At 73.1% G+C, this 25,624-nt stretch carries 22 protein-coding genes; 15 read left to right on the forward strand and 7 right to left on the reverse strand.

Going from position 1 to position 25,624, the window contains the following annotated elements; translation table 11 throughout:
• Positions 1–84 precede the first annotated feature (84 nt).
• The 9 genes from ACFVUY_RS05755 to ACFVUY_RS05795 all read left to right on the forward strand — a co-directional run bounded on the left by ACFVUY_RS05755 (position 85) and on the right by ACFVUY_RS05795 (position 8,957).
• Positions 85–1,545 carry a catalase gene (locus tag ACFVUY_RS05755; protein ID WP_387727615.1) on the forward strand — a complete coding sequence of 487 codons (1,461 nt, stop codon included), beginning with the start codon at positions 85–87 and terminating at the stop codon, positions 1,543–1,545.
• 253 nt (positions 1,546–1,798) lie between these two features.
• On the forward strand, positions 1,799–2,578 hold the full coding sequence (locus tag ACFVUY_RS05760) for an IclR family transcriptional regulator (RefSeq protein ID WP_387685077.1): 780 nt from the start codon (positions 1,799–1,801) through the stop codon (positions 2,576–2,578).
• Positions 2,579–2,785: 207 nt separating this feature from the next.
• Complete coding sequence (locus ACFVUY_RS05765) at positions 2,786–3,700, forward strand: metal-dependent hydrolase (RefSeq protein WP_387685079.1); 915 nt, start codon at positions 2,786–2,788, stop codon at positions 3,698–3,700.
• Positions 3,701–3,739: 39 nt separating this feature from the next.
• Entirely contained in the window at positions 3,740–4,828 is a 1,089-nt protein-coding gene (locus ACFVUY_RS05770) for a PDR/VanB family oxidoreductase (protein ID WP_387727617.1), read from the forward strand.
• A 25-nt stretch (positions 4,829–4,853) separates the two neighbouring features.
• Entirely contained in the window at positions 4,854–5,804 is a 951-nt protein-coding gene (locus tag ACFVUY_RS05775) for a M24 family metallopeptidase (protein WP_387727619.1), read from the forward strand.
• Entirely contained in the window at positions 5,801–7,561 is a 1,761-nt protein-coding gene (locus tag ACFVUY_RS05780) for an SDR family oxidoreductase (RefSeq protein WP_387727621.1), read from the forward strand. Before ACFVUY_RS05775 ends, ACFVUY_RS05780 begins: the two co-directional genes overlap by 4 nt.
• A 95-nt stretch (positions 7,562–7,656) precedes the next feature.
• Positions 7,657–7,851 (forward strand): type II toxin-antitoxin system VapB family antitoxin, encoded by a 195-nt coding sequence (locus ACFVUY_RS05785; RefSeq protein WP_387685087.1) that lies wholly within the window; start codon positions 7,657–7,659, stop codon positions 7,849–7,851.
• Positions 7,848–8,264, forward strand: coding sequence for a PIN domain nuclease (locus ACFVUY_RS05790; protein WP_387727623.1), 417 nt, complete (start codon positions 7,848–7,850; stop codon positions 8,262–8,264). Before ACFVUY_RS05785 ends, ACFVUY_RS05790 begins: the two co-directional genes overlap by 4 nt.
• A 72-nt stretch (positions 8,265–8,336) precedes the next feature.
• A complete protein-coding gene (locus ACFVUY_RS05795) occupies positions 8,337–8,957 on the forward strand; it encodes a LysE family translocator (protein WP_359911746.1) in 621 nt (206 codons plus the stop codon).
• 21 nt (positions 8,958–8,978) lie between these two features.
• On the opposite strand, the gene ACFVUY_RS05800 is transcribed toward ACFVUY_RS05795, so the two are convergent.
• From ACFVUY_RS05800 to ACFVUY_RS05825, 6 genes are all read right to left on the reverse strand, one after another.
• Complete coding sequence (locus ACFVUY_RS05800; RefSeq protein WP_387727625.1) at positions 8,979–9,272, reverse strand: hypothetical protein; 294 nt, start codon at positions 9,270–9,272, stop codon at positions 8,979–8,981.
• Between the two features lie 100 nt (positions 9,273–9,372).
• Positions 9,373–10,578, reverse strand: coding sequence for an XdhC family protein (locus ACFVUY_RS05805; protein WP_387727626.1), 1,206 nt, complete (start codon positions 10,576–10,578; stop codon positions 9,373–9,375).
• A gap of 145 nt (positions 10,579–10,723) precedes the next feature.
• Entirely contained in the window at positions 10,724–12,220 is a 1,497-nt protein-coding gene (locus tag ACFVUY_RS05810) for an NCS2 family permease (RefSeq protein WP_387727628.1), read from the reverse strand.
• A gap of 313 nt (positions 12,221–12,533) precedes the next feature.
• On the reverse strand, positions 12,534–14,912 hold the full coding sequence (gene pucD, locus ACFVUY_RS05815; protein WP_387727630.1) for a xanthine dehydrogenase subunit D: 2,379 nt from the start codon (positions 14,910–14,912) through the stop codon (positions 12,534–12,536).
• Positions 14,909–15,397, reverse strand: a complete 489-nt coding sequence (locus ACFVUY_RS05820; RefSeq protein WP_387727632.1) for a (2Fe-2S)-binding protein — start codon at positions 15,395–15,397, stop codon at positions 14,909–14,911. Before ACFVUY_RS05820 ends, pucD begins: the two co-directional genes overlap by 4 nt.
• On the reverse strand, positions 15,394–16,281 hold the full coding sequence (locus tag ACFVUY_RS05825) for an FAD binding domain-containing protein (RefSeq protein ID WP_387727633.1): 888 nt from the start codon (positions 16,279–16,281) through the stop codon (positions 15,394–15,396). The genes ACFVUY_RS05820 and ACFVUY_RS05825 overlap by 4 nt, the downstream gene beginning before the upstream one ends.
• Positions 16,282–16,580: 299 nt before the next feature.
• Here ACFVUY_RS05825 and ACFVUY_RS05830 point away from each other — a divergent pair, with 299 nt between their 5' ends.
• The gene (locus ACFVUY_RS05830) at positions 16,581–18,173 is read left to right on the forward strand and encodes a PucR family transcriptional regulator (RefSeq protein WP_387727635.1); all 1,593 of its coding nucleotides are present in this window, start codon (positions 16,581–16,583) and stop codon (positions 18,171–18,173) included.
• 84 nt (positions 18,174–18,257) lie between these two features.
• On the opposite strand, the gene ACFVUY_RS05835 is transcribed toward ACFVUY_RS05830, so the two are convergent.
• Positions 18,258–19,334, reverse strand: coding sequence for an alpha/beta hydrolase (locus tag ACFVUY_RS05835; RefSeq protein ID WP_387727637.1), 1,077 nt, complete (start codon positions 19,332–19,334; stop codon positions 18,258–18,260).
• A gap of 367 nt (positions 19,335–19,701) precedes the next feature.
• Between ACFVUY_RS05835 and ACFVUY_RS05840 the strand changes: the two genes are divergently transcribed.
• From ACFVUY_RS05840 to ggt, 5 genes are all read left to right on the forward strand, one after another.
• The gene (locus tag ACFVUY_RS05840; RefSeq protein WP_387685353.1) at positions 19,702–20,715 is read left to right on the forward strand and encodes a substrate-binding domain-containing protein; all 1,014 of its coding nucleotides are present in this window, start codon (positions 19,702–19,704) and stop codon (positions 20,713–20,715) included.
• Positions 20,712–21,758, forward strand: a complete 1,047-nt coding sequence (locus ACFVUY_RS05845; protein ID WP_387685104.1) for an ABC transporter permease — start codon at positions 20,712–20,714, stop codon at positions 21,756–21,758. The genes ACFVUY_RS05840 and ACFVUY_RS05845 overlap by 4 nt, the downstream gene beginning before the upstream one ends.
• 8 nt (positions 21,759–21,766) lie before the next feature.
• The gene (locus ACFVUY_RS05850) at positions 21,767–22,627 is read left to right on the forward strand and encodes an ATP-binding cassette domain-containing protein (protein ID WP_387727639.1); all 861 of its coding nucleotides are present in this window, start codon (positions 21,767–21,769) and stop codon (positions 22,625–22,627) included.
• Positions 22,624–23,730 carry an ROK family glucokinase gene (locus tag ACFVUY_RS05855; protein WP_380547113.1) on the forward strand — a complete coding sequence of 369 codons (1,107 nt, stop codon included), beginning with the start codon at positions 22,624–22,626 and terminating at the stop codon, positions 23,728–23,730. Before ACFVUY_RS05850 ends, ACFVUY_RS05855 begins: the two co-directional genes overlap by 4 nt.
• Positions 23,731–23,812: 82 nt before the next feature.
• Positions 23,813–25,603: a gamma-glutamyltransferase gene (ggt, locus tag ACFVUY_RS05860; RefSeq protein WP_387727641.1), complete on the forward strand. Its 1,791-nt coding sequence runs from the start codon at positions 23,813–23,815 to the stop codon at positions 25,601–25,603.
• The last annotated feature ends 21 nt before the right edge of the window (positions 25,604–25,624 follow it).

The raw sequence follows: 25,624 nt of genomic DNA on the forward strand, positions 1-25,624 counted from the left end.
CGTGGAACCCGTCCGGGGCGGGATCTGACGATACGTCATCCATCCCTGCGCGCACCGCCCTTATCGACACCCGAAGGACCCTCCATGCCCAAGATCCTGACCACGGAGTCCGGCGCCCCGGTCGCCGACAACCAGAACTCGGCCTCGGCCGGCGCGTACGGCCCGCTGCTGATCCAGGACCAGCAACTGCTGGAGAAACTGGCCCGGTTCAACCGCGAACGGATCCCGGAGCGGGTCGTGCACGCCCGCGGCTCCGGCGCGTACGGCTACTTCGAGGTCACCGACGAGGTCGCGCGGTACACCCGGGCGGGCTTCCTCTCCGAGGTCGGCAGGCGCACCGAGGTCTTCCTGCGCTTCTCCACCGTGGCCGGCAACCTGGGCTCCGGCGACGCGGTGCGCGACCCGCGCGGCTTCGCGGTGAAGTTCTATACCGAGGAGGGCAATTACGACCTCGTCGGCAACAACACGCCGGTGTTCTTCATCAAGGACCCGGTCAAGTTCCCGGACTTCATCCACTCGCAGAAGCGCGACCCGTACACCGGCGTGCAGGAGGCGGACAACGTCTGGGACTTCTGGGCCCACTCGCCGGCCTCGACCCACCAGATCACCTGGCTGTTCGGCGACCGCGGCATTCCGGCCTCGTACCGCCACATGAACGGCTACGGCTCCCACACCTACCAGTGGGTCAACGCCGACGGTGACGCCTACTGGGTGAAGTACCACTTCAGGACCAACCAGGGCATCCGCTGCCTGGACGGCGGCCAGGCCGCCGAGGTCGTCGGCGGCGACGCCGACTCGCACCAGCGCGACCTCCACCAGGCCATCGAGCGCGGGGTGTTCCCGTCCTGGACCCTCCACGTCCAGCTGATGCCGGTCGCCGACGCCGCGGACTACCGCTTCAACCCCTTCGACCTCACCAAGGTCTGGCCGCACGCCGACTACCCGCTGGTCAAGGTCGGCCGCCTGGTCCTCAACAGGAACCCGGAGAACGTCTTCGCCGAGGTCGAGCAGGCCGCGTTCTCGCCGAACAACTTCGTGCCCGGCATCGGCCCGTCCCCGGACAGGATGCTCCAGGGCCGCCTGTTCGCCTATGCGGACGCCCAGCGCTACCGCCTCGGCGTCAACCACACCCAGCTGCCGGTGAACGCCCCGCGCGCCACCGAGGCCGCCAACTACGGCCGGGACGGCCTGATGGCGGTCAACGGCGCCGGTCGCGGCAGGAACTACGAGCCCAACTCGTACGGCGGGCCGGCCCAGACCGGCGACGCGCTGTCCGCGCCGGTCGAGGTGGCGGGGCACACCGGCAGCTGGGCCACCCCGGCGCACGCCAAGGACGACGACTTCTTCCAGGCCGGCGAGCTGTACCGGCTGATGTCGGCCGGCGAGAAGTCCCGTCTGATCGACAACCTCGCGGGCTCCCTGGCGCAGGTCTCGCGGGACGACGTGGTGGAGCGCAACCTCGCCCACTTCCGCGCCGCGGACGAGGAGTTCGGCGCCCGGCTGGCCGCCGCCGTCACCACCCTGCGGGCGGGCGACGAGGGCTGAGCGCCGGCGGCGGGCCGGCCCACCATCCGCACCACCGTCCCCACGGCCGCCGGGCCCGCACCCGGCGGCCCCGCGGGCGGGCCCCTCCCCCCTGGGCCGTGGGGGCGGGGCCCGCTGCGGCGTCCCAGGTCGGGCGGTGGGGCGCCACGGATTGTCCGCGGATATGCACGGACGGCAGCCGTCGGAGCCGCCGGGTCGATAGGCTGGTGGGTGCCCGCGGTCGCTCCGTGGGGGGACATCGGAAGGGGACGACATGTCGACACCAGCCCCGGGTCGTCACGCCGCTTTGGACCAGGGCCCTGCGGGCTCGTTCACCTCCCTCCAGCACGCCCTCAGACTGCTGGAGGCGGTGGACCGCCACCCCGACGGTGCCACCCTGGTGGCCCTCGCCCGGGAGACCTCGCTCGGGCTGCCCACCGTGCGTCGGCTCGCAGAGATCCTGGAGGTCGAGGGCTATCTCCAGTGCCAGGACGGCGGTTGGCTGCTGGGCGGCACCTTCGCCCTGCTCGGCCAGCACAACCGGGAGCAGCTGGTGAAGGCCCGGCTCAACCGCAAGCTCGCCGAACTCCGGGACGAGTTGGGCGCCGCCGTGTACTTCAGCCGTTACCACGACGGCGAGTTGTCGGTGGAGGCGGTCTCGGCCGCCGACTACGCGCCGGCCGTGCAGGAGTGGGTGGACTTCCGGGCCACCGCGCACGCCAGCGCGATCGGCAAGTGCCTGCTCGGCCAGCTGGACGCGGACGCCCGGCGGGACCACCTCTCCCGGCACCCGGTCGCCCGGCTCACCTCCCGCACCGTCACCGACGCCGACCAGCTGATGCACCGCTTGGAGCGGCAGCCGGCCACGGTGCCGGTGCTGGACATCCAGGAGTACGCGCTGGGCACGGTGTGCGCGGCGGTGCCGATCACGGCGGGCAGTACGGTCGGCTGCCTGGCCACCTCGATGCCGGCGGACAGCGTCCACAAGCTGAAGGCGGCCGCCGAGCTGCTGGCGGCCCGGGCGGCGCCGCTGATGCTGGCGATGGCGGTCTGACGTCAAGCCGGCGCCCGCGCGGACGAGTTCGAGGAGGCCCCGCCGGGAGACCGGTGGGGCCTCCCGCGTTTCCCGTGGTGGCCGCCGGTGCGCGGCACTTATTAGACTCGATGTCGATAAGGGTCGCCGAACCCCTTGTCCTGACGGCTACCCGCGAGTACGTTTCCCTGGAGCCGAGCCGCCGCCCCCAGGTCAGGAGGGCCTGCCATGCCCCGTTCCACCCCCGTCCCCGCCCTCGCCGCCCCCGCCGCGCGCGTGCACGACAGCCTCGTGCTGGAACCCCGGGACGTCCGCTTCGACTGGGCCCAGCTGCCGCTGCACTGGATCCCCGACGAGCCGATGGCCACCCACGTCATCAACGTGCTGCACCTGCTGCTGCCCGAAGGGGAGCGGTGGTTCGTCAAGGTGTTCAAGGAGGCGCTGCCGCTCGTCCGGGACGAGCAACTGCGCGAGGAGGTCCTCGGATTCATCGGACAGGAGGCCATCCATGCCGAGGCGCACCAGGAGGTCCTGGACCACCTGCTCGGCCAGGGGCTCGACCCGCGGCCGTACGTCCGGCAGATCTCCTGGCTGTTCCAGCGCGTCCTCGGCGACAAGCCGGGCCTGACGCCGGACCGGCGGCGGGAGAACGTCATCGAGCGGGTCGCCTTCATCGCGGCGATCGAGCACTTCACCGCCTTCCTCGGCAACTGGGCGCTCAACTCCCCGGGCCTGGACCGGGCCAAGGCCGACCCGACGATGCTCGACCTGCTGCGCTGGCACGGCGCGGAGGAGGTCGAGCACCGCAGCGTCGCCTACGACCTGATGGTCCACCTGGACCCGGGCTACCTGCGCCGGGTGCGCGGAATGGCGGTCTCCGGGCCGCTGCTCGTCCACCTCTGGGTGCGCGGCGCCCGCTTCCTGCTCGCCGCCGACCCCTCCCTCGAAGGCCGGCTCAAGCCCACCTGGCGCGAGGCGGGCCGGATCGCCAGGCGCGGACTGCTGCCGGACCCGGTCAAGTCGATCCGCTCCGGACTGCGCTACCTGCGACCGGGCTACCACCCCACCCAGGAGGGCTCGTCCAGCCAGGCGCTGGGCTACCTCGCCACCTCCCCGGCCGCCCGCGCGGCCGCCGGGCGCTGAGCCCGGTCCCGCTCCCACCCACCCCGAGGACCCCGCCGGATGGACCAGCTCACCCCGCCCCCCGACCTCTACGGCCGCCCCCGCCCCGACGGCTTCATGCGCCGGCTCACCGCCTTCGGCGACCGCTACTCCCCGGCCCTCGGCGGCCCGCTGCTGCGCCGCAACCCCCGCCGGCCGCTCAGCCGCCCCACCCCGCCGCTCCAACTGGTCGTCGCCGAGCGCCGCCGACCGGCCGTCGACGTCGTGGAACTGCTCCTCGCCGACCCCTCCGGCGGCCCGCTGCCCGGCTGGCAGCCCGGCGCCCACCTGCGTCTCGTCCTGCCCTCCGGCCGCGAACGCCACTACTCCCTCAGCGGCGACCCGGCCGACCGCACCGGCTACCGCATCGCCGTCCGGCGGCTGCCCGAGGGCGGCGGCGGATCCGTCGAGGTCCACGACGCCCTGCACCCCGGCACTCGGCTCACCGCCCGCCGCCCGCGCAACGGCTTCGCCTTCTGTGCCGAGCCCGCCGTCCTCCTGCTGGCCGGCGGCATCGGCATCACCCCGCTGCTCCCGATGGCCCGCGAGGCGCAGCGGCACGGCCTGGACTGGCACCTGGTGCACGTCGGCCGCAGCGCCGACACCCTGCCGTACACGGACGAGCTGCGCGCCCTCGACCCGCGCCGGGTGGTGCTGCGCACCGACGACGAGCACGGCGGCGTCCCCACCGGAGCCGAACTGCTCGCCCACGCCCCGCGCGGCGCCGCCGTCTACTGCTGCGGCCCGGCGCCGATGCTCACCGCCGTGCAGCGCGCCCTGGACGCCTCCCCGGCCGCCTCCCTGCACTTCGAGCGCTTCGGCGCCGCCCCGGTCACCGACGGCGAGCCGTTCGCCGTCCGCCTCGGCACCGACGGTCCGGACCTCGACGTCCCCGCCGACCGCTCCGCCCTCGACGTGCTGCGCGAGGCCCGCCCGGACCTCCCGTACTCCTGCCACCAGGGCTTCTGCGGCACCTGCGAGGTCCGGGTGCTGGCCGGCACGCCCGACCACCGGGACCGCCGCCTCACCCCCGAGCAGCGTGCCGCCGGCGCCCTGCTGCCCTGCGTCTCCCGGGCCGCCGCGGGCGAGACCCTCGTGCTCGACCTCTAGCTCGACCTCCAGAAGGAGCACCGCCATGGCGAAAGCGACCCCCGCCTTCCGCTACACCGAGCGCGACCTCGCCCGCTTCCGCGAGACCCAGCAGCTCGCCTACGCCTGCGCCGAACAGGTCGCCGCCTGGATCGAGCCCGGCGTCACCGAGCGGCAGGCCACCGCCGAGCTGCGCCGCCGCCTGGTCGCCGCCGGGGTGCAGGACTTCTTCCACGTCCCCTTCGCCTGGTTCGGCGACCGGACGGCGTTCCGGCACTTCCACACCCCGCTGCAGTTCTTCGCCGGCAACCGCCGCCTGGAGGAGGGCATGCCGTACGTGCTGGACTGCGCGCCCGTGGTGGACGGCTACACCGCCGACATCGGCTACGGCGGCAAGGTCGGCGAGAACCGGGTCTGGGACCGCCTGGCCGCCGACCTGGAGGTGTACCGGAAGCTGATCCTCGACGAGGTGCGGGCCCGCAGGCCGCTCGCCGAGGTGTACGCGGCGGTGGACGCCCAGATCGCCGCGCACGGCTACGACAACCGCCACCAGGTCTACCCGGGCCGGGTGATCGGCCACCAGGTCGCCCGCAACACCGCGCGCGGCCCGGCCGGGGTGAACGTCCTCGGCTTCGGCGTGCGCACCCTCCAGACCCTCGGCCGCGAGCTGATCTCCGAGCGGCTGCACGGCCGTTCACCGCTCTGGGCGGACGGCCGGTCGTCCCGGCACGCGCCCACCCCGGGCCTGTGGGCGGTGGAGCCGCACATCGGCTTCCGGGGCGTGGGCATCAAGTTCGAGGAACTGCTGGTGGTCACCGAGGACGACGCCTACTGGCTCGACGACGACCTGCCGCACGTCCGCCGCTGGACCGCCGGGACCGGGCAGACTGCCACCGGGCGGGCGGCCGCCCCGACCGCCGCCGAGCAGACCGCCGCCGAGCCGACCGCGGCCGCCCCGACCGCGACCGCCCCGACCACCCTGGAGGCCACCCGATGACGAGCCCGACGAAGCGTCCGGCGCAGCCCCCGGCGGCGCCCCCGGTCCGCCGCCGGACCGTCCGCTCCGGCGGCCTCCCGCTCGCCGTCTTCGAGCAGGGCGACCCGGACGCCCCCACCGTCCTGCTCGTGCACGGCTACCCCGACACCCACGCCGTCTGGGACGACATCGCCGCCGACCTCGCCCGCGACCACCACGTGGTCCGCTACGACGTGCGCGGCGCCGGGGAGTCCGCCGCCCCCGCCGACCGGTCCGGCTACCGCCTGGAGCACCTCGCCGAGGACCTGTTCGCCGTCGCCGACGCCGTCAGCCCGGACCGCCCGGTGCACCTGGTCGCCCACGACTGGGGCTCGATCCAGTCCTGGGAGGCCGTCACCGAACCCGGCGCCGGGCGCCGGATCGCCTCGTACACCACCCTGTCCGGCCCCAGCCTGGACCACATGGGCCACTGGCTGCGCCACCGGGTGCGCCGCCCCACCCCCCGCCACCTCGGGCAACTGCTGCACCAGGGCCTGCACTCCTGGTACATCACCGCCTTCCACCTGCCCTACCTCGCCCCCGGCATCTGGCGGCTCGGCCTGGCCCGGGCCTGGCCGCGGGTGCTGCGCGACCTGGAGCACGTCACACCGCGCGCCGACCACCCGCAGCCCACCCTGCGCCGCGACGCGGTCCGCGGCATCGAGCTGTACCGGGCCAACTTCCGCCCCACCCTGGGCAGTCCGCGCGAGCGGCCGACCGAGGTGCCGGTCCAGCTGATCACCCTCACCCGGGACCGGTACGTCGGCACCTACCTCTCCGAGGGGCTGGAGCGCTGGGTGCCCGACCTGACCCGCAGGACGCTGCACGCCGGCCACTGGTCGGCGCTGCTGGAGAAGGGAGCCATCGTGGCCGGGATGGTCCGCGAGTTCACCGCCCGCGTCGACGCGGGGCGGGCCCGACCGGCCGGGGACGACGGCCGGCTGGTCGTGGTGACCGGCGGCGGCAGCGGCATCGGCCGGGCCACCGCGCTCGCCTTCGCCGAGGACGGCGCCCGGGTGGTGGTCTGCGACCTCGACCTCGCGGCCGCCGAGCGCACCGCCGAACTCGCCTCGCTGATCGGCCCGAAGGCGCACGCCTACCGGGTGGACGTCTCCGACGGCGCCGCGATGGACGCCTTCGCGCAGACCGTCGCCGCCGAGCACGGGGCGCCCGACGTCATGGTCAACAACGCCGGCATCGGCCACTCCGGGACGTTCCTGCAGACCACCGAGAAGGAGTGGCAGCGGGTCCTGGACGTCAACCTCTGGGGCGTGATCCACGGCTGCCGCGCCTTCGGCACCCTGATGGCCGACCGCGGCCAGGGCGGCCACATCGTCAACGTCTCCTCCGCCGCCGCCTACCTGCCGTCCAAGGCGCTCACCGCCTACGCCACCAGCAAGGCCGCGGTGTTCATGCTCTCCGACTGCCTGCGGGCCGAGTTCGTCGGCCACGGCATCGGCGTCTCCACCATCTGCCCGGGCATCGTCAACACCAACATCACCCGCACCTCCACGTTCTCCGCCACCACCTCCACCGAGCAGGCCGCCAAGCAGGCCCGCGCCGCGAAGCTCTACGCCCGCCGCGGCTTCCCCCCGGAGAAGGTCGCGAGCGCCATCCTCACCGCCGTCCGCACCGGCAGGCCCGTCGTCCCCGTCACCCCGGAGGCCAAGGCCGCCCGCTTCCTCTCCCGCCTCAGCCCCGGCCTGCTGCGCCTCGCCGCCCGCCTCAACATCACCTGACCGGGTGAATATCGGCTGATCGGGGCATATGGGCCTGCGATATCAAGTATTTTCGATATTGATATCGCAGGCCCGCTCCGCTTGGGAGGCCGACCATGGCCCGTACCGTGATAGACGTCAACGACGAGCTGCTGGCCGAGGCCGCCGAGATCCTTGGTACGACGACCAAGGTGGCCACCGTCAACGCCGCCCTTGAAGATCTCGTGAAGCGCCGCAAGCGCGAGACTTTCATGGACTGGCTCGCCGAGGGCGGACTGCCTGACCTCACCGGACCGGTGGAAAAGGAATGAGTGAGCGCTTCCTGATCGACAAGTCGGCTTTCGCTCGCTTCTCCAAGCCGACGGTCAGGTCGGTCCTCAGGCCGAGGATCGTCAGAGGGCTCGTTGCCATCTGCGGCGCTGTCGAGCTGGAGATCATGCACAGCGCCCGTTCCAAGGCCGACGCCCTTCGGATCCGGGAGGGCCTGAGCGGCTTCGACTGGTTGTCCACGCCCGACGAGGTGTGGGACCGGGCCATCGAGGTGCAGGCCCTCCTGACCTCGTCGGGCAACTGGCGGGCGCTGTCGGTGCCGGACCTCGTCGTCGCGGCCACCGCCGAGCGTCACGGGGCCACGGTGCTCCACTACGACGGTGACTTCGACATGATCGCCGCCGTCACCGGCCAGCCCACCGAGTGGGTCGTGCCTCCGGGGTCGGCGGACTGACGGATCGGTCGGCCGGGTGGCCCCCGCCCCGGCGGGCGGGGGCCGGCCGGGGCTGTGAGAGCATCGAGGTCCATGGAGATGACAACGGCTCTGTGGTCCTTCGCCCTCGTCGTGGGGCTGCTCACCCTCACCCCCGGTCTCGACACCGCGCTGATCCTGCGGACCTCCGCCCTGGGACGGCGCCGGCAGGCGTGGGGGGTCGTGCTGGGGATCCAGACCGGGACGCTGCTCTGGGGGACGCTGACCTCGGCCGGGGTGACGGCGCTGCTGACCGCCTCGCAGGTCGGGTACGAGATCCTGCGCTGGGCGGGCGCGGCGTACCTGGTGTGGATGGGAATCGGGATGCTGCGCAACCGGGGCGGCGAGGCGGCGGCCGAGGAGGAGCCGGAGGACGGCGGGTTCGCGCACGGCTGGCGACGGGGCACGCTGACCAACCTGCTGAACCCCAAGGTCGGGGTCTTCTACGTGGCCGTGCTGCCGCAGTTCATTCCGGCCGGGGCCCCGCACTTTGCCGCCGGTGTGGCGCTGACCTGCGTGCACGTCGTGGAGGGCCTGCTCTGGTCGACGGTCCTGGTGGGCTTCGCCCAGGTGCTGCGCGGCTGGCTGCGCCGCCCGGCCGCCCGGCGGCTGATGGACCGGGTGACCGGCGCGGTTGTGGTGGGCTTCGGCGTGAAGCTGGCGCTGAGCGACTGACGTCCCTCCGTGCCCTGCCGCTCAGCCGCCGAGCCGCTTGAGCCCCTCCATGAGTTCGTCGGCGTTCATGCAGGGGCGGATGTCGACGGTGGCGTTGAGTTGCAGCCAGAAGGGCTCGGCGAGGGACGGGATCGAGGCCTCGTCCGCGATGTCGACGACGAAGATCATGGCCCGGTGCCCGTTGCGGCTGAGGAAGTAGGCCGCCTCCGGCTTGAGTTGGGCGAGGGTCTGCTGGATTCCCTCGCCGATCGTTCCATCGGTGATGAGCTTGTTCGAGGTCGCGGTGTCGATTTCGACCTCCAGCAGGGCACGCATGATCCCTGCTCCTTCCCCGGGCTCGGGGCGAGTCCGCAAGTCCAGCCTCCCGCCGTGCCGGTGGCCACGCAACGTGAGTGGTGCCGGAGCCGCTGCCGGTTCAGGCCGCGTGGGGGCGGGGTGCCGGGCCGTCGGCCGCGCGGCCCTCGTCACCCTCCGTTCCCGTCCGCGACAGGTCGTGGTGGATCGGCCCGTCCGAGGCGCTCAGCGGCAGGCAGCTGCCGCCGCGCCGGTGGGCGACGATCTCGGCGGCGACCGAGACGGCCGTCTCCTCCGGGGTGCGCGAGCCGAGGTCGAGGCCGATCGGGGAGCGCAGCCGGGCGAGTTCGGCCTCGGTGATCCCGGTCTCGCGCAGCTTGGCCACGCGGTCGCGGTGGGTGCGGCGCGAGCCCATCGCGCCGACGTAGCCGACCGGCAGTCGCAGGGCGCGCTCCAGCAGCGGGATGTCGAACTTGGCGTCGTGGGTGAGTACGCAGAGCACGGTGCGTCCGTCGATCCGGCCGAGCTGGGAGTCCAGGTAGCGGTGCGGCCAGTCGACGACCACCTCGTCGGCGTCGGGGAAGCGACGGGCGGTGGCGAAGACCGGCCGGGCGTCGCAGACGGTCACGTGGTAGCCGAGGAACTTGCCGATCCGCACGACCGCGGCCGCGAAGTCGATCGCCCCGAACACCAGCATCCGCGGCGCCGGTACGTACGACTCGACGAAGCAGGTGACGGTGCCCCGCCCGTGTTCGTCGCAGGGGCGTCCGTCGAGGCCGAGCACGAGCCGGCCGGTGCGTCCGGCCTCCAGCATCGCCCGGGCCCGGGCGACGATCGCCCGCTCCAGCCCGCCGACCGTGGAGGGCGTCGGGGAGAGCGCGCCGGTGACGTCGCCGGCGGTGACCGCCAGCACGGCCCCGACCAGGCCGCCCGGCCCGGCGATCACCCGGACCAGCGCCACCGGGGTGCCGGCCGCGATGCCGGCGATTCCGGCGTCCAGCCCGGCGTCGGCCCCCGGCACCACCGGCTGGACGAACACATCCAGGACGCCGCCGCAGGTCAGACCCACCGCGAAGGCGTCCTCGTCGCTGTACCCGAAGCGTTCCAGCACCGGCTCGCCGCTCGCGATCGCGGCCTGGCACAGCTCGTACACCGCGCCCTCGACGCATCCGCCGGAGACGCTGCCGACCGCCTCGCCGTCCGCGTCCACGGCCAGCGCCGCCCCGAGGTCGCGCGGTGCGCTGCCGGAGACGCCGACGACGGTGGCCACGGCGAAGGAGCGGCCGGCCGCGTGCCAGGCCCGCAACTGCTCGGCGATGTCCTGCATGGGGGCTCCTTACACGGTTTCGACAGTAGCGGGAGACGCCGCCGTACGGGAAACGATCCCGGACGGCGGCGGTGGTGCCCAAGATGGTGCACGGCAGTGGAAGGCGGTGGAAGGCGGTGGGTGCCCGGGTGGTGGCCGGTGCCGACTAGTGCACGCCCAGCCAGGACTTGACCGGGGTGATCGCGAAGTACACCACGAACACCGCGGTGAGGATCCACATCAGCGGCCCGGGCTCGCGCCACCGTCCCAGCCCGGCCTTGATGACGGTGTACGAGATGACGCCGGCCGCGACGCCCGCGGTGATGCTGTACGTGAACGGCATCAGCACGCAGGTGAGGAAGGCCGGGATCGCCACCTCGCGGTCGGACCAGTCGATGTGCCGGGCCTGGCTCATCATCATCGAGCCGATCACGACCAGGGCGGCCGAGGCCACCTCGACCGGGACGATCCCGGCGATCGGTGAGAAGAACAGCATCAGCGCGAACAGGGCGCCGGTGACGGTGGAGGCGAGTCCGGTGCGGGCGCCGTCGCCGACGCCGGTGGCGGACTCGACGAAGACGGTCTGCCCGGAGGCGCCCGCCAGGCCGCCGACCGCGCCGCCCGCGCCGTCGATGAACAGCGCCTTGGACAGCCCGGGCATCCGGCCCTGCCGGTCGGCCAGTCCGGCCTCGGTACCCACGCCGATGATGGTGGCCATCGCGTCGAAGAAGCCGGCCAGCACCAGGGTGAACACCGCGACCGAGGCGCTGATGGCGCCCATGCCGTGACCGCCGAAGGCGCCGAACAGGTCGACGTGGCCGAACAGGCCGAAGTCGGGTGCCGAGACCGGGCTGCCGGGCCAGACCGGCACCGAGTTCTTCCAGGCCTCGTCCGGTACGTGCGCGGCCCGGTTGACGATCATCGCGAGCACGGTGCCGCCGCCGACGCCGATCAGGATCGCGCCGCGGACGCCGCGCGCCATCAGGACGAAGATCGCCAGCAGGGTGACGCAGAAGACGAGCACCGGCCAGCCGGCCAGCTCGCCGGTGGGGCCGAGCGAGAGCGGGGTGGGGCCGCCGGTGTGCATGAACCCGGCCTTGTAGAGGCCGATCACGGTGACGAACAGGCCGATGCCGATGGTGATGGCGTGCTTGAGCGGCAGCGGGATGCCGTTCATGATCCTCTCGCGCAGCCCGGAGACGACCAGCAGCACGATCAGCAGGCCGTAGATCACGCACAGGCCCATGGCCTGGGCCCAGGTGGTGTGCGGGACGACCAGCGCGGAGACCGCGCCGGAGACGGAGAGGCCGGCGGCGAGGGCGAGCGGGACGTTGCCGACCAGGCCCATCAGGACGGTGGTGACGGCGGCGGCCAGCGCGGTGGCGGTGGTCAGCGCGGCGTGGTCCAGCTTGGCGCCGGTGGCGTCCGCGCCGCTCAGGATGAGCGGGTTGAGGAGGATGATGTAGGCCATCGCCATGAAGGTGGTGAGTCCACCGCGCAGTTCGTTGGCGAGGGTCGAGCCGCGGGCCGAGATCTTGAAGTAGGCGTCCAGCGCGCCGGTGGGGCGCGGTGCCGGGGTCGACGGGTGGGGGCCGTCCGCGGCGGGTCCGCCGTCGGCGGGTCTGTCTTCGGTGGTGCCGGGTTCCGTGGGGATCCTGGTCATGTCCACTCCCAAGTGTCACAGGGGGTTGGGGTGGGCGAGCCGACCTGACTGCCGGTCAACGAGGCGGCGCAGGGGGACGTATCGACTCACGGGGGCACTCGCGGGAAGGGTGGAGTGCGGGCGGTGCGGGCGAGGGTGGTGCTGGTGCGCACCGCTGCGGACCCCGGCGTGGGCAGGGCAGCGGGTGTGGGGGTGCCCCGGGGCGGCGCGGCGGCGGGGATGACGGTCACCGCCCCGGGGAGGGCGAACTCCGGCCGTCGGCCCGGCGACAGGGTGCCCGGCCGGGCCCGGCGGCGAGGCGTTCGGCCGGGCCTCAGCCGGGCTGTTCGGTGGTCAGGTGCTCCGGCCGGACCGGGATCCGGTTGAGCGCCAGCCCGGTGGCGTTGCGGATGGCGGCCACGATGGACGGCGTCGCGGAGACGGTCGGCGCCTCGCCGACCCCGCGCAGCCCGTACGGCGCGTTGGGGTCGGGCAGTTCGAGCATCTCCACCGGGATCGGCGGGGTGTCCAGGATGGTGGGGATCAGGTAGTCGGTGAAGGAGGCGTTGCGCACCTTGCCGTCCCGCACGATGATCTCCTCCATCACCGCGAGGCCCAGCGCCTGGGTGCAGCCGCCCTGGATCTGGCCGACCACGGAGAGCGGGTTGAGCGCCTTGCCGACGTCCTGGACGGCGGTGAGCTCGACCACCTTGACCAGGCCCAGTTCCACGTCCACGTCCACCACCGCGCGGTTGGCGCAGAAGGTGTACTGGACGTGGCCGAAGCCCTGGCCGGTCTCCTTGTCGAAGGGCTGGGTGGGCCGGTGATGGTGCTCGCGGGTCTGCTCGATGACGTCGTCGCCGAGCAGGTCGACGATGGAGACCAGCGTGCCGGCCCCGGCCGAGACGACCTTGCCGCCGGTCAGCACCAGGTCGTCGTGGGTCCAGCCGTAGCGCCGGCGTCCCCGGTCGAGCAGTTCCCGGCGCACCGCCTCGGCGGCCAGCTTCACCGCGCCGCCCGTCATGTACGTCTGGCGCGAGGCGGAGGTCGAACCGGCCGACCCCACCTCGGTGTTGGCCGGGTGGATGGTGACCTGCTCGACGCCCAGCTCGGTGCGGGCGATCTGGGCGTGCACGGTGACGCCGCCCTGGCCGACCTCGGCCATCGCGGTGTGCACCATGGCGACCGGCTCGCCGCCGATCACCTCCAGCCGCACCCGGGCGGTGGAGTAGTCGTCGAAGCCCTCGGAGAAGCCGACGTTCTTGATGCCGACCGAGTAGCCGACGCCGCGCACGATCCCCTCGCCGTGCGAGGTGTTGGACAGGGCGCCGGGCAGCCGGCGGATGTCCGGGTGCTCGGTGTCCAGCGGCGGCGGCAGCGGCATCTCCTTGGCCCGCCGGAGCAGTTCGGCCACCGGCGCGGGCGCGTCGATCTCCTGCCCGGTGGGCATGAAGTCGCCCTGCGAGACGGCGTTGAGCTGCCGCAACTCCACCGGGTCCATGCCCAGTTCGACGGCCAGCTTGTCCATCTGCGACTCGTAGCCGAACGCCGCCTGCACCGCCCCGAAGCCGCGCATCGCCCCGCAGGACGGGTTGTTGCTGTACAGGGCGATGGCGTGCATCCGCACGTTCGGGATGACGTACGGGCCGTGGCCGAGCGAGGCCGCGTTGCCGACCACGGCGGGGGAGGCGGAGGCGTAGGCGCCGCCGTCCAGCACGATCCGGCAGTCGGCGAAGACCAGCCTGCCGTCCCGGGTGGCGCCGTGCTCGTAGTGCATCCGCGCCGGGTGGCGGTGGACGTGGCCGAAGAAGGACTCGTCCCTCGAGTAGACGATCTTGACCGGCTTGCCGGTGTGCTGGGCCAGCAGGCAGGCGTGGATCTGCATCGACAGGTCCTCGCGGCCGCCGAACGCGCCGCCGACGCCGGCCAGCGTGAGCCGGACCTTCTCCTCCGGGAGGTCGAGCACCGGGGCCATCTGCTGGCGGTCGACGTGCAGCCACTGGGTGGCGATGTAGAGGTCGATGCCGCCGTCCTCGGCGGGCACCGCGAGGCCGGACTCCGGGCCGAGGAAGGCCTGGTCCTGCATGCCGACCTCGTAGTCGCCGCTGACGATCACGTCCGCCAGCGCCCGCACCTCGTCGGTCACGCCGCGGCCGGAGACCAGCCGCTGCTCGTGGCAGATGTTGCCGTACGCATGGGACTTGTACTCGTGCGGCTCGTGCACGTACCCGTGGGTCTCCGGGTCGAGGCACTGCTCCTCGGTGACGATCGGGGTGAGCACCTCGTACTCGACCGCGATCCTCTTCACCGCGCGGCGGGCCGTCTCCGGGTGGTCGGCGGCGACCAGGGCGATCGCCTCGCCGTGGTACCGGATCCTGTCGATGGCGAGGGCCGGCTGGTCCTGGATCTCCAGGCCGTAGTACTTCGAGCCGGGGATGTCCTCGTGCGTCAGCACCGCGTACACCCCGGGCACCTTGAGCGCCTCGGAGATGTCCACCGAGAGGATGTTCGCCCGGGGGTGCGGCGAGCGCAGCGCCGTTCCCCAGAGCATGTCCTCGTGCCACAGGTCGGAGGAGTAGGCGAACTCGCCCCGGACCTTCAGGTTGCCGTCCGGGCGCAGCGGGGAGCCGCCGATGCCGTCCTTGGAGGCCTGGTTGATGTTCTGGAGGTTCTTCTGTCCCTGGATCGTCCGCTGGACCGTCCGCCCGCTCATTCCGCAGCCCCCGCTCCCGCGCAGGTGCGGGCCGAGGCCAGCCGCACCGCGTCCATGATCTTCTCGTAGCCGGTGCAACGGCACAGGTTGCCGGACAGCGCCTCGCGGATGTCGTCGTCGCTCGGCTGCGGATCGGCGGCCAGCAGCGCGTCGGTCTGCACCAGCAGGCCGGGGGTGCAGAAGCCGCACTGGACGGCGCCGGCGTCGACGAACGCCTGCTGGACCAGGCCCAGTTCGCCGTCCTCCGCGCCCAGACCCTCGACCGTGCGCACCTCGCGGTCCTGCACCTGGCCGGCCGCGACCAGGCAGGAGCAGACCGGGACGCCGTCCAGGTAGACCGTGCAGGAGCCGCACTCGCCCTGCTCACAGGCGTTCTTCGAGCCCGGCAGGCCGACCCGCTCGCGCAGCACGTACAGCAGGCTCTCGCCCTCCCACACGTCGTCGGCCTCGACCGGCTTGCCGTTGGCGGTGAAAGTGACCCTCATGCCGCGCTCCTGATCTGCTTGCCGTAGTCGTTCCAGGTCCAGGTGAGGGTGCGGCGGGCCATCACGGCGAGCGCGTGCCGGCGGTAGTCGGCGGTGCCCCGCACGTCGTCGATCGGCGAGGCCGCGGCCTTGACCAGCTCGCCGAAGCGCTGGACCACCTCGGTGCCCAGCAGTTCCCCGGACTCCCACAGGCCGCGCTCGGCGAGCACGCCCCGGAGGTACTCCTCGGCCTCGACGGCGCGGCGCGGCGTGGGGGCGGCCGAACCGATGCCGGTGCCGACGGTTCCGTTCCTCGGGTGCAGGGCGAAGCCGAACGCGCAGACCGCGATCACCATGGCGTTGCGGGTGCCGATCTTCGAGAACTGCTGCGGCCCGTCCGCCGCCGGGATCCGCACGGCCCGGATCAGCTCGTCGGCCTCCAGGCAGTTGCGCTTCACCCCGACGTAGAAGTCGTCGATCGGGATCAGCCGGGTGCCGCGCACCGAGGCCGCCTCGACGAACACGTCCCGTCCGGCCGCCAGCAGCGCCGGGTGCGCGTCGCCGGCCGGGGAGGCCGCGCCGAGGTTGCCGCCGACGCTGCCGCGGTTGCGGATCTGGGGGGATCCGACGGTGCGGGACGCCAGCGCCAGCCCGGGCAGCGGACCGGACAGCTCCGCGATGATCCGGGCGTACGGGACCGCGGCGCCGAGCCGCACGACGCCGTCGTCGTTCGACCATTCGGTGAGCTCGGTGATGCGGTTCAGGTCGAGAATCGCGGATGGCCGGTGCACGTCGAAGTTCAGCTCGACCATGACGTCCGTGCCGCCCGAAAGGGGCAGCGCGGTCGGGTACTCGGCCTTCGCCGCGAGTGCCTCGTCCCAGCTGGCGGGCCGAAGGAACTCCATGCGGGTGTCTCCTCAAGTCTTCGCCCGCCGGGTGTCCGGCGGCGTGTCGCCCAGTGAACCGCTGTGACGCGGCCCACTGGCAGTCACCGATGGCATGAAGCCCCGGCTGTGAGCCCGCCCGGCATCCTGTACGTTCCTCTAAGGAGGGGAATCTCGCAGCCCGGGTGTTCGCCGGGTGCTACCTACGACCGTAGTCCGGCCGGGATCCGCGGGCTACGGACCCGCGCGCACGCCCGCTCGGCCAGGCCCTATCGTTACCCCTTCACCCCTCCCCCCAAGCCCCGTTAAGGAGTCCGCGGATGCGCGTCCGTGACCTGCTCGCCCCCGGAGCCCCGCGACTGCGCCTGCTCGCGGCCGAGGAAGAGCTGGACCGGCAGGTCAGCGGCGTGATGACGACGGACCTCCAGGACCCGGGCCGCTACCTGCACGGCGGCGAACTGGTGCTCACCGGCATGCTCTGGCGCACCGTCCCGGCCGACTCCGAGCGTTTCGTCCGCACCCTGGCGGCCGGCGGCGCGGTGGCCCTGGCGGCCGGCGAGGCCGAGGTCGGCCCGGTGCCCGAGGACCTGGTCGAGGCCTGCCGGCGGCACCGGATGCCGCTGCTCGCCGTCCCCGACGACATCGCCTTCGGCACCGTCACCGAGTTCATCGGCCGCCAGGTCTCCGCGGACCGCGCGGCCGACCTCGCCGCCCTGGTCGACCGGCACCGCCTGCTGGTCTCGGCGGCCGGCGGCGGCGGACTGGACGCGGTGCTGGACCTGCTCGGCGGCGACCTCGACCTGGACTGCTGGGTGCTCACCCCGACCGGCGCGGTGATCGCCGGCCCCGCCGACCGGCTCTCCGCCCAGGACCGCGACCAGCTGGTCCGCGCCCACCTCGCCGCCCAGCGCCAGCGCCGCCGCCCCCCGCACCGGGCCCGGCTGGCGGCCGGCTCCTACTCGCTGCTGCCCGCCCCGGTCTCCGCCGAGCACGACGCGCCGCTCGTCGACTGGGTGCTCGCGGTGGCCGGCGACGTCACCGAGTGGACCGCCAAGCGCCAGCAGCTCGCCGAGAACCTGGCCCGGCTGGTGGCCGCCGAGCGCCACCGCCGCGACGAGGGCCGCCGGCTGCGCCGCCGCCTCGCCGACGAGGTGCTCGCCCTGCTGCGCCGCGACGCCGACCCGGCGGAGATCAGCCGCACCCTGTACGCCTCCTCGGCGATGGCCGTCGGCTACGAGATCCCCGATCCCAAGTCCCGGGCGCGGGAAGGCTCCTGGCTGGTGCTCAGTGCCGAGGGCACCGGCCTGCCGGAGGGCACCGTACGGGCGGTGCTGGAGGAGGCGCTCGGCGGCGCCACCGACCGCGCCCTGGTCGCCGGGACGGGCACCGGCGCCGTGGTGGTGCTGCCCGCCCTGGAGGGCCCGGTGCCCGCCGACGCCCTGCGCGAGCTGCTCGCCCCGCTGGAGGCCGGGCTCGGCTCGGAGGGCCGGATCACCCTCGGGGTCTCCGCCCCCGCCTCCGGGGCCGGCGGTCTGCGCGGCGCCCTGGAGGAGGCCCGGCACGCCCGCCGGATCGCCGCCTCCCGGGTCGGCCGGGTCTGCGTCGCGGGCCCCGAGGAGCTCGCCTCGCACGTGCTGCTGCTGGCCGCCGTCCCGGACGAGGTGCGCCGCGCCTTCCGCGGCCGGCTGCTGGACAAGGTGATCGCGTACGACATCGAGCACCAGGCGGACCTGGTCCGCACCCTGGAGGCCTTCCTGCGCTCGGACGGTTCCTGGACCCGCTGCGCCGCGCAGCTGCACGTCCACGTGAACACCCTGCGGTACCGGATCGGCCGGATCGAGGAGCTGACGGGGCGTGACCTCTCCCGGCTGGAGGACCGGGTGGACTTCTACCTGGCGCTGGAGCTGGCCTGACGCCGCGCCCGGACATGCGGCAGGGCCCGCCGCGACCTCGGTCGCGGCGGGCCCTGCCCGTACGGTTCGCTGCTGCCGGCCGGCCTACTGGACCGGGATGACCGAGGTCAGCCACTGGAAGGCGGCCGGGACCATCTTCTTCCACTGCTCGGTGGTGTGCGGGCCGGTGCCCTCCTCGACCTGGACGGTGGTCGGGGCCTTGGCGGCGGCGCGGATCGCCTCGCCGTCCTCGTAGCCGTCGCCCTTGGAGCCGCTGACCAGCAGCGCGACCTTCGGCGGCTGCGGGGCGGTCTTCAGGATGTTGACCGGGTTGTTGGCCTCGCGCAGCTTGGCGTCCTTGCCGACCAGGGAGTCCGGCTCCTGGGCCGGGTCGTTGTAGCCGGACATCGCGATGGCGGCGCGGTACCGGTTGGGGTGGGACAGCGACAGCTTGGCGGCGCAGTGCGCGCCGGCCGAGTAGCCGGCGATCGCCCAGCGGTCCGCGGACGGGTCCGCCCGGAAGTTGTCCAGCACCATCTGCGGGACGTCGCGGGTGACCCAGGCGTCGGCGTTGATCTTGCCGGGGATGTCGGTGCAGCCCGCGTCCTGGTTGTTCAGCAGCTTCGTGCGGGGCGACACCAGGATGAACGGGGCGACCTTGCCCTGCTGCATCAGCGGCTTGAGCTGCTCGGAGACCTTGAGGGTGCCGTACCAGGTGGAGGAGGAGCCGGGGTAGCCCGGGATCAGCTCGACCACGGGGAACTTCTTGTCCTTGAACGCCGGGTCGTTGTACTGCGGCGGCAGCCAGACCAGCACCTCGCCGTCGACCCCGGACACCTGGCCCTTGAGCTCGGTCCGCTGCACGTCGTTCGGGACGAGCGGGTCGTTCACGCCGCCGAAGCTCTGCTTGACCTTCGGCGGCTCCTTGGCGGCCTCACCGCCCGGGCCCGCCGTGGCGGCCGGGTCGACCGGCGGCAGGACGGGCACCGCGCGGACGTGGTTCCCGGTGCCGAGCAGGTCGTCCCAGTTGCCGTAGATCAGGTTGGCGTTGTTGACCATCACGAACACCATCAGGACGGCCGTGACCTGGCAGAACATGATCATGACGATCCGGGTGAGGTAGCGCACCGGCTGCGGGCCGCCGACCTTCCCCCAGAACAGCAGCGCCACTGTGATGGACACCGGCACCAGGATGACGGTGAGGAGGAAGAATGGCGTACCTGTCAGTTCCATCGAGTTCTCGTATCGGGTCGCACGCCGCCCGGGCCCCACTCGCCCGGACGCACGTCAATGGCATCAGACGGTGATGGACCGATGATCGGTTGCCGTCCGAATCTGTGCGGAACCTGAGAGGAACATCACGTTCTCGCGATGAACCCGTTCGGATCGGCGCCTAAGTCTGCCACCCGGACAGACGTCGTCCGGACCAGATGTTCAGCGAACTACCAGGAAAGGTCCCCCGGGGCACCTTACCTCCCAGGCCATCGGGCCTGCCGGGCGAGGCGGTGCGATCCCGCGCGACCGGGGAAGGGAGACTATGGGGATGAGCATCACCCGCTTTCGCCCGTCCCGCCGCTTCTGGCCCGCGTGCGCCGTCCTGGCACTCGCGGTCACCGCGGCCGGTTGCAGCAGTACCGGAGGCAGACGCGCCGAGGAGGCCCGCGCCAAGGCCGCGGCCACCGGCGGCAGCGCCGTCACCACCCCGCGTTGGAAGGTCGCCATGGTGACCCACGCCGGAGCCGGCGACGCCTTCTGGGACACTGTGCGCAAGGGTGCCGAGCAGGCCGCCGCCAAGGACAACATCACCTTCCTGTACTCCAACGACGCGCAGACCCAGAACCAGGTCCAGCTCGTCCAGGCCGCCATCGACCAGAAGGTCGACGGCCTGCTGGTCACCCTCGCCAAGGGCGACGCCATGGCCGACGTCCTCGGCAAGGCCAAGGCCGCGGGCATCCCCGTGATCACCATCAACTCCGGCCAGGAGTTCTCGCAGAAGTTCGGCGCGCTGACCCACATCGGCCAGGACGAGTCCACCGCCGGCCAGGCGGCCGGTGCCGAGTTGGCCTCGCGCGGCCGCAAGAACGTGCTCTGCGTGATCCACGAGCAGGGCAACGTCGGCCAGGAGCAGCGCTGCTCCGGAGCCCGGTCCAAGGCCGGCGGCGACTTCCAGGTGCTCTACGTGAACGGCGTCGACATGCCCGACGCCCGCGCCGCGATCTCCGCCAAGCTCCAGGCCGACCCGGCCATCGACACCGTGCTCACCCTCTCCGGCCCGATGGCCGCCACCGGTCTCCAGGCCGTCCAGGACGCCCGCCGCAGCGTCGAGCTGGACACCTTCGACCTGGGCACCCAGGTGGTGTCCGGGCTCAAGTCCGGCAGTGTCGGCTTCGCCGTCGACCAGCAGCCCTACCTCCAGGGCTACACGGGCGTCGACCTGATCTGGCTGTACAAGTACAACCTGAACATGCTCGGGGGCGGCAAGCCCGTCGAGACCGGTCCGCAGATCCTGACCAAGGACAACGCCGACGCGCTCGCCGAGTACGTCGCGAGGGGGACCAGGTGAGCAGCCCCGACGTCCTCGCCCACGACGGCCTGGCCGACGGCCGCCCGCCGGCCCTGCGGCGGCTCCTCGCCCGCCCCGAGCTGGGCGCGCTGATCGCCGCCGTCGCGGTCTTCGTGGTCTTCGCCGCCGTCGCCGAACCCTTCCTGCGGGTCTCCTCGCTGGGCACTGTGCTGTACGCGGCCTCCACCATCGGGATCATGGCGGTGCCGGTCTCGCTGCTGATGATCGGCGGCGAGTTCGACCTCTCGGCCGGCGTGCTGGTCACCACCGCGGCGCTGACCTCCTCGATGGTCTCGTACCAGTTCACCGCGGTGACCTGGGTCGGCGTGCTGGTCTCGCTGGCGACCACGCTGGCCGTCGGCTGGTTCAACGGGTGGATGCTCGGCCGCACCAGGCTGCCCAGCTTCATCGTCACGCTCGGCACCTTCCTGATGCTGACCGGCGCCAACCTGGGCGTCACCAAGGCGATCTCCGGCACCGTCTCCACCAAGTCGATCTCCGACATGGAGGGCTTCGCCTCCTGCCGCTGGCTGTTCGCCTCCGAGGTGACCGTCGGCGGGCTGACGATCAAGGCCACCGTCTGGTGGTGGCTCGGCCTGCTCGCGGTCGGCAGCTGGGTGCTGCTGCGCACCCGCTTCGGCAACTGGATCTTCGCGGTCGGCGGCGACGCGGAGGCGGCCCGCGCGGTCGGCGTGCCGGTCGCCCGGACGAAGACCCTGCTCTACCTGGGCGTCGGCTTCGGCGCCTGGGTGCTCGGCCAGCACCTGCTGTTCTCCTTCGACACCGTGCAGTCCGGCGAGGGTGTCGGCAACGAGCTGATCTACATCGTCGCGGCCGTCATCGGCGGCTGCCTGATCACCGGCGGCTACGGCTCGGTGGTCGGCTCCGCGCTCGGCGCGCTGATCTTCGGCATGGTCAGCAAGGGGATCATCTACGCCCAGTGGAACCCGGACTGGTTCAAGTTCTTCCTCGGTGCGATGCTGCTGCTGGCCGCGCTGCTGAACGCCTACGTCAAGCGCCGGGCCGAGCGGGGGCCGCGATGAGCACGGACATGACGAGCGCGGCCGCGGCGGGCACCGAACTGCTCTCCCTGGAGGGCGTCGGCAAGAGCTACGGCACCGTCCGCGCGCTGCAGGACGTCTCGCTGACCCTGCGGGCCGGCGAGATCAGCTGCGTGCTCGGCGACAACGGGGCCGGCAAGTCCACCCTGATCAAGATCATCGCGGGGCTGCACCAGCACGACGAGGGCACCTTCACCGTCGGCGGCGAGGAGGTCCGCCTGGACTCCCCGCGCCAGGCCCTGGAGCGCGGCATCGCCACCGTCTACCAGGACCTCGCGGTCGTCCCGCTGATGCCGGTCTGGCGCAACTTCTTCCTCGGCTCCGAGCAGGGCACGCGCCGCTGGGGCGGCCTGCGGCTGGACGCCGACGGGATGCGCGCCACCACCCGCGAGGCGCTCGCCAGGATGGGCATCGACCTGTACGACGTCGACCGGCCGATCGGCACCCTCTCCGGCGGGCAGCGCCAGTGCGTGGCCATCGCCCGCGCGGTGCACTTCGGCGCCAGGGTGCTGATCCTGGACGAGCCCACCGCCGCGCTCGGCGTCAAGCAGTCCGGAGTGGTGCTCAAGTACGTCACCGCCGCCCGCGACGCCGGGCTCGGGGTCGTGCTGATCACCCACAACCCGCACCACGCGTACCTGGTCGGCGACCACTTCACGCTGCTCAAGCGGGGCCGGATGGCGGGCAGCCACCCGCGGGCCGAGATCGGCCTCGAACAGCTCACCACCGAGATGGCCGGGGGCTCCGACCTGGCCGAGCTCTCGCACGAGCTGGCCCGGCCCTCCGTTTCCGACCCCCGCGACCCCGACCCCCGCGACCCCGACCCAGGCGAGGAGCGTCCGCAGCCGTGACCAGCTCCCAAGGCAGCACCCGGCCACCCGTCCTGCCCACCCTGCTCGGCCTCGGCCCGCGCGCCGAGCGCCGCCGCCGCGCCCTGCCCGCCGGGATACTGCGGCTGCCCACCATCGGCGTCGACATCGGCGGCACCAAGGTGGTCGCCGGGGTGGTGGACGGCGAGGGCAAGGTGCTGGAGAAGCTGCGCACGGACACGCCGCACAAGAGCAAGAGCCCCAAGGTGGTCGAGGACGTCATCGTCGAGCTGGTGCTCCAGCTCGCCGACCGGCACGACGTCCACGCCGTCGGCATCGGTGCGGCCGGCTGGGTCGACGCCGACCGCTCCAAGGTGCTGTTCGCCCCGCACCTCAACTGGCGCAACGAGCCGCTCCGGGAGGCGCTCAGCGAGCGGCTGCGCTTCCCGGTGATCGTGGAGAACGACGCCAACGCGGCCGCCTGGGCCGAGTGGCGCTTCGGCGCCGGTCGCGGCGAGGACCACATGGTGATGCTCACCCTGGGCACCGGCATCGGCGGCGCGGTGGTCCGGGACGGCTACGTGGACCGCGGCAAGTACGGCCTGGCGGGCGAGTTCGGGCACATGCAGGTGCTGCCCGGCGGCCACCGCTGCCCGTGCGGCAACCGGGGCTGCTGGGAGCAGTACTCCTCCGGCAACGCGCTGGTGCGCGACGCGCGCGAGCTGGTCGCCGAGGAGTCGCCGGTGGTGCAGCCGCTGCTGGCCCGGGCGGGCGGCACGGTCGAGGGCATCACCGGCCCGCTGGTCACCGAGGCCGCCCAGGACGGCGACCCGACCGCGACCGAGCTGCTCTACGAGGTCGGCACCTGGCTCGGCGTCGGCATCGCCAACCTGGCCGCCGCGCTGGACCCCGGCCGCTTCGTCATCGGCGGCGGGGTCTCCGAGGCGGGCGACCTGCTGCTCGGCCCGGCCCGGGACACCTTCCGCCGCACCCTCACCGGGCGCGGGTTCCGCCCGGAGGCCGCCATCGTGCACGCCGCCCTCGGCAACGAGGCGGGCCTGGTCGGCGCGGCCGACCTGGCCCGGCAGGTGGCGCGGCGCTTCCGCACGATCAAGCGGCGGCGGGTGGAGCGCAGCGCGCTGTAGGCGGGGGGCGGGGCGGTGCGGTTGTCGGATCATTCCTCCTGTGGAACAACTGATGAGTTGACGTCGACTCAGGAGGACTCGCATGAGAGCTCTGACCCGCCTCGCGCCGTCTCTGTTACTCACCACCGCACTGGTCTGGTCCGGCGTCGGGCCGGCCGGCGCCGCGGCCCCGCCGTCGAAGGCGCCGGAGGCGGTGGGCTGGGGCGGTGCGGTGGCCACCGTCGACGCCGACGCCACCGCCGCCGGCATCGAGGTGCTGCGCAAGGGCGGCAACGCGGTCGACGCGGCCGTCGCCGCCGCCGCGGCCCTCGGGGTCACCGAGCCCTACTCCTCCGGCATCGGCGGCGGCGGGTACTTCGTCTACTACGACCACGCCACCGGACGGGTGCACACCATCGACGGCCGCGAGACGGCCGGCCGCACCGCCGACAGCGGCCTGTTCCTGGAGGACGGCAAACCGCTGGCCTTCACCGACGCCGTCACCAGCGGACTGTCCGTCGGAGTGCCCGGCACCCCCGCCACCTGGGACGCCGCGCTGCGCCACTGGGGCACCCGCTCGCTCGCCCAGAACCTCGAACCGGCCGAGCGGATCGCCGACAACGGCTTCGTCGTGGACGACACCTTCCGCAACCAGACCGCCGACAACTACGCCCGGTTCAAGGACTTCCCGGCCACCGCCAAGCTCTACCTGCCGAACGGCAAGCCCCCCGAGACCGGCAGCCTGCTGCGCAACCCCGACCTCGCCGCCACCTACCGGCTGCTCGCCAAGGACGGCGTCAAGGCCTTCTACCAGGGCGAGTTGGCCGGGGACATCGTCAACACCGTGCAGCACCCGCCGGTCGACCCGGCCTCCGGCCGCAACGCCCGCCCCGGCCGGGTCGACACCACCGACCTCGCCGACTACCGGGTCCGCGACCAGGCGCCCACCCACGTCTCCCACGGCGCCTACGACGTCTACGCGATGGCCCCCTCCAGCTCCGGCGGCACCACCGTCGGCGAGGCGCTCAACATCCTGGAGGACGGCGGCGACGTCTCCGCGTACAGCAGCACCCAGTACTACCACCACTTCCTGGAGGCCTCCCGGATCGCCTTCGCCGACCGCAACCGCTGGGTCGGCGACCCGGCCTTCAACGACGTCCCCACCAAGCAGCTGCTCTCCGAGCGCTACGCCGCCTCCCGGGCCTGCCTGATCAGCCCGGACCACGCGCTCACCAGCCCGCTCGCCCCCGGCGACCCGCGCCACCCGGCCCCCTGCGCCGACACCGGCCAGGCCGTCGCCGAGCCGTACGAGGGCCCCAACACCACCCACCTGACGGTCGCCGACCGCTGGGGCGACATCGTCTCCTACACGCTCACCATCGAGCAGACCGGCGGCAGCGGCATCACCGTCCCCGGCCGGGGCTTCCTGCTCAACAACGAGCTGACCGACTTCGACTTCACCCCGCTCGCGCCCGGCGTCCCCGACCCCAACCTGCCGGGCCCGGGCAAGCGGCCGCGCTCCTCGATGTCCCCGACGATCGTGCTGCGCGACGGCGAGCCGGTGCTCGCGACCGGCAGCCCCGGCGGCGCGACCATCATCACCACCACCCTCCAGGTGCTGCTCGGGCGGCTCGACCGCGGCCTGAGCCTGGAACAGGCCATCGCCGCGCCGCGCGCCAGCCAGCGCAACGGCGCCACGACCCAGGCCGAGCCCGGCTTCCTGGCGCTGCCCGAACGGGCCGCGCTGGAGGGCCTCGGACAGAGCTTCGTCAACGGCGGCGAGATCGGCGCCGCCACCGGCGTGGAACGGCTGCCGGACGGCCGCTGGGTGGCCGCCGCCGAACCCGTGCGGCGCGGTGGCGGCTCGGCCGCGGTGGTCCGGCCCGCGCGCTGATCGGGCCGGACTGTCGGTGCC

Source organism: Kitasatospora sp. NPDC058063, assembly GCF_042885395.1.
Lineage (GTDB): Bacteria > Actinomycetota > Actinomycetes > Streptomycetales > Streptomycetaceae > Kitasatospora > Kitasatospora lactacystinica.

What these genes read in the sequence shown, in the direction of transcription:
- ACFVUY_RS05810 (WP_387727628.1), bottom strand. Translation starts at nt 12,220, where the DNA reads ATGACCAGGATCCCCACGGAACCCGGCACCACCGAAGACAGACCCGCC.
- ACFVUY_RS05850 (WP_387727639.1), top strand. Translation starts at nt 21,767, where the DNA reads ATGACGAGCGCGGCCGCGGCGGGCACCGAACTGCTCTCCCTGGAGGGC.
- ACFVUY_RS05755 (WP_387727615.1), top strand. Translation starts at nt 85, where the DNA reads ATGCCCAAGATCCTGACCACGGAGTCCGGCGCCCCGGTCGCCGACAAC.
- ACFVUY_RS05770 (WP_387727617.1), top strand. Translation starts at nt 3,740, where the DNA reads ATGGACCAGCTCACCCCGCCCCCCGACCTCTACGGCCGCCCCCGCCCC.
- ACFVUY_RS05760 (WP_387685077.1), top strand. Translation starts at nt 1,799, where the DNA reads ATGTCGACACCAGCCCCGGGTCGTCACGCCGCTTTGGACCAGGGCCCT.
- ggt (WP_387727641.1), top strand. Translation starts at nt 23,813, where the DNA reads ATGAGAGCTCTGACCCGCCTCGCGCCGTCTCTGTTACTCACCACCGCA.
- ACFVUY_RS05785 (WP_387685087.1), top strand. Translation starts at nt 7,657, where the DNA reads ATGGCCCGTACCGTGATAGACGTCAACGACGAGCTGCTGGCCGAGGCC.
- ACFVUY_RS05820 (WP_387727632.1), bottom strand. Translation starts at nt 15,397, where the DNA reads ATGAGGGTCACTTTCACCGCCAACGGCAAGCCGGTCGAGGCCGACGAC.
- ACFVUY_RS05805 (WP_387727626.1), bottom strand. Translation starts at nt 10,578, where the DNA reads ATGCAGGACATCGCCGAGCAGTTGCGGGCCTGGCACGCGGCCGGCCGC.
- ACFVUY_RS05795 (WP_359911746.1), top strand. Translation starts at nt 8,337, where the DNA reads ATGGAGATGACAACGGCTCTGTGGTCCTTCGCCCTCGTCGTGGGGCTG.
- ACFVUY_RS05830 (WP_387727635.1), top strand. Translation starts at nt 16,581, where the DNA reads ATGCGCGTCCGTGACCTGCTCGCCCCCGGAGCCCCGCGACTGCGCCTG.
- ACFVUY_RS05800 (WP_387727625.1), bottom strand. Translation starts at nt 9,272, where the DNA reads ATGCGTGCCCTGCTGGAGGTCGAAATCGACACCGCGACCTCGAACAAG.
- ACFVUY_RS05765 (WP_387685079.1), top strand. Translation starts at nt 2,786, where the DNA reads ATGCCCCGTTCCACCCCCGTCCCCGCCCTCGCCGCCCCCGCCGCGCGC.
- ACFVUY_RS05780 (WP_387727621.1), top strand. Translation starts at nt 5,801, where the DNA reads ATGACGAGCCCGACGAAGCGTCCGGCGCAGCCCCCGGCGGCGCCCCCG.
- ACFVUY_RS05775 (WP_387727619.1), top strand. Translation starts at nt 4,854, where the DNA reads ATGGCGAAAGCGACCCCCGCCTTCCGCTACACCGAGCGCGACCTCGCC.
- pucD (WP_387727630.1), bottom strand. Translation starts at nt 14,912, where the DNA reads ATGAGCGGGCGGACGGTCCAGCGGACGATCCAGGGACAGAAGAACCTC.
- ACFVUY_RS05790 (WP_387727623.1), top strand. Translation starts at nt 7,848, where the DNA reads ATGAGTGAGCGCTTCCTGATCGACAAGTCGGCTTTCGCTCGCTTCTCC.
- ACFVUY_RS05825 (WP_387727633.1), bottom strand. Translation starts at nt 16,281, where the DNA reads ATGGAGTTCCTTCGGCCCGCCAGCTGGGACGAGGCACTCGCGGCGAAG.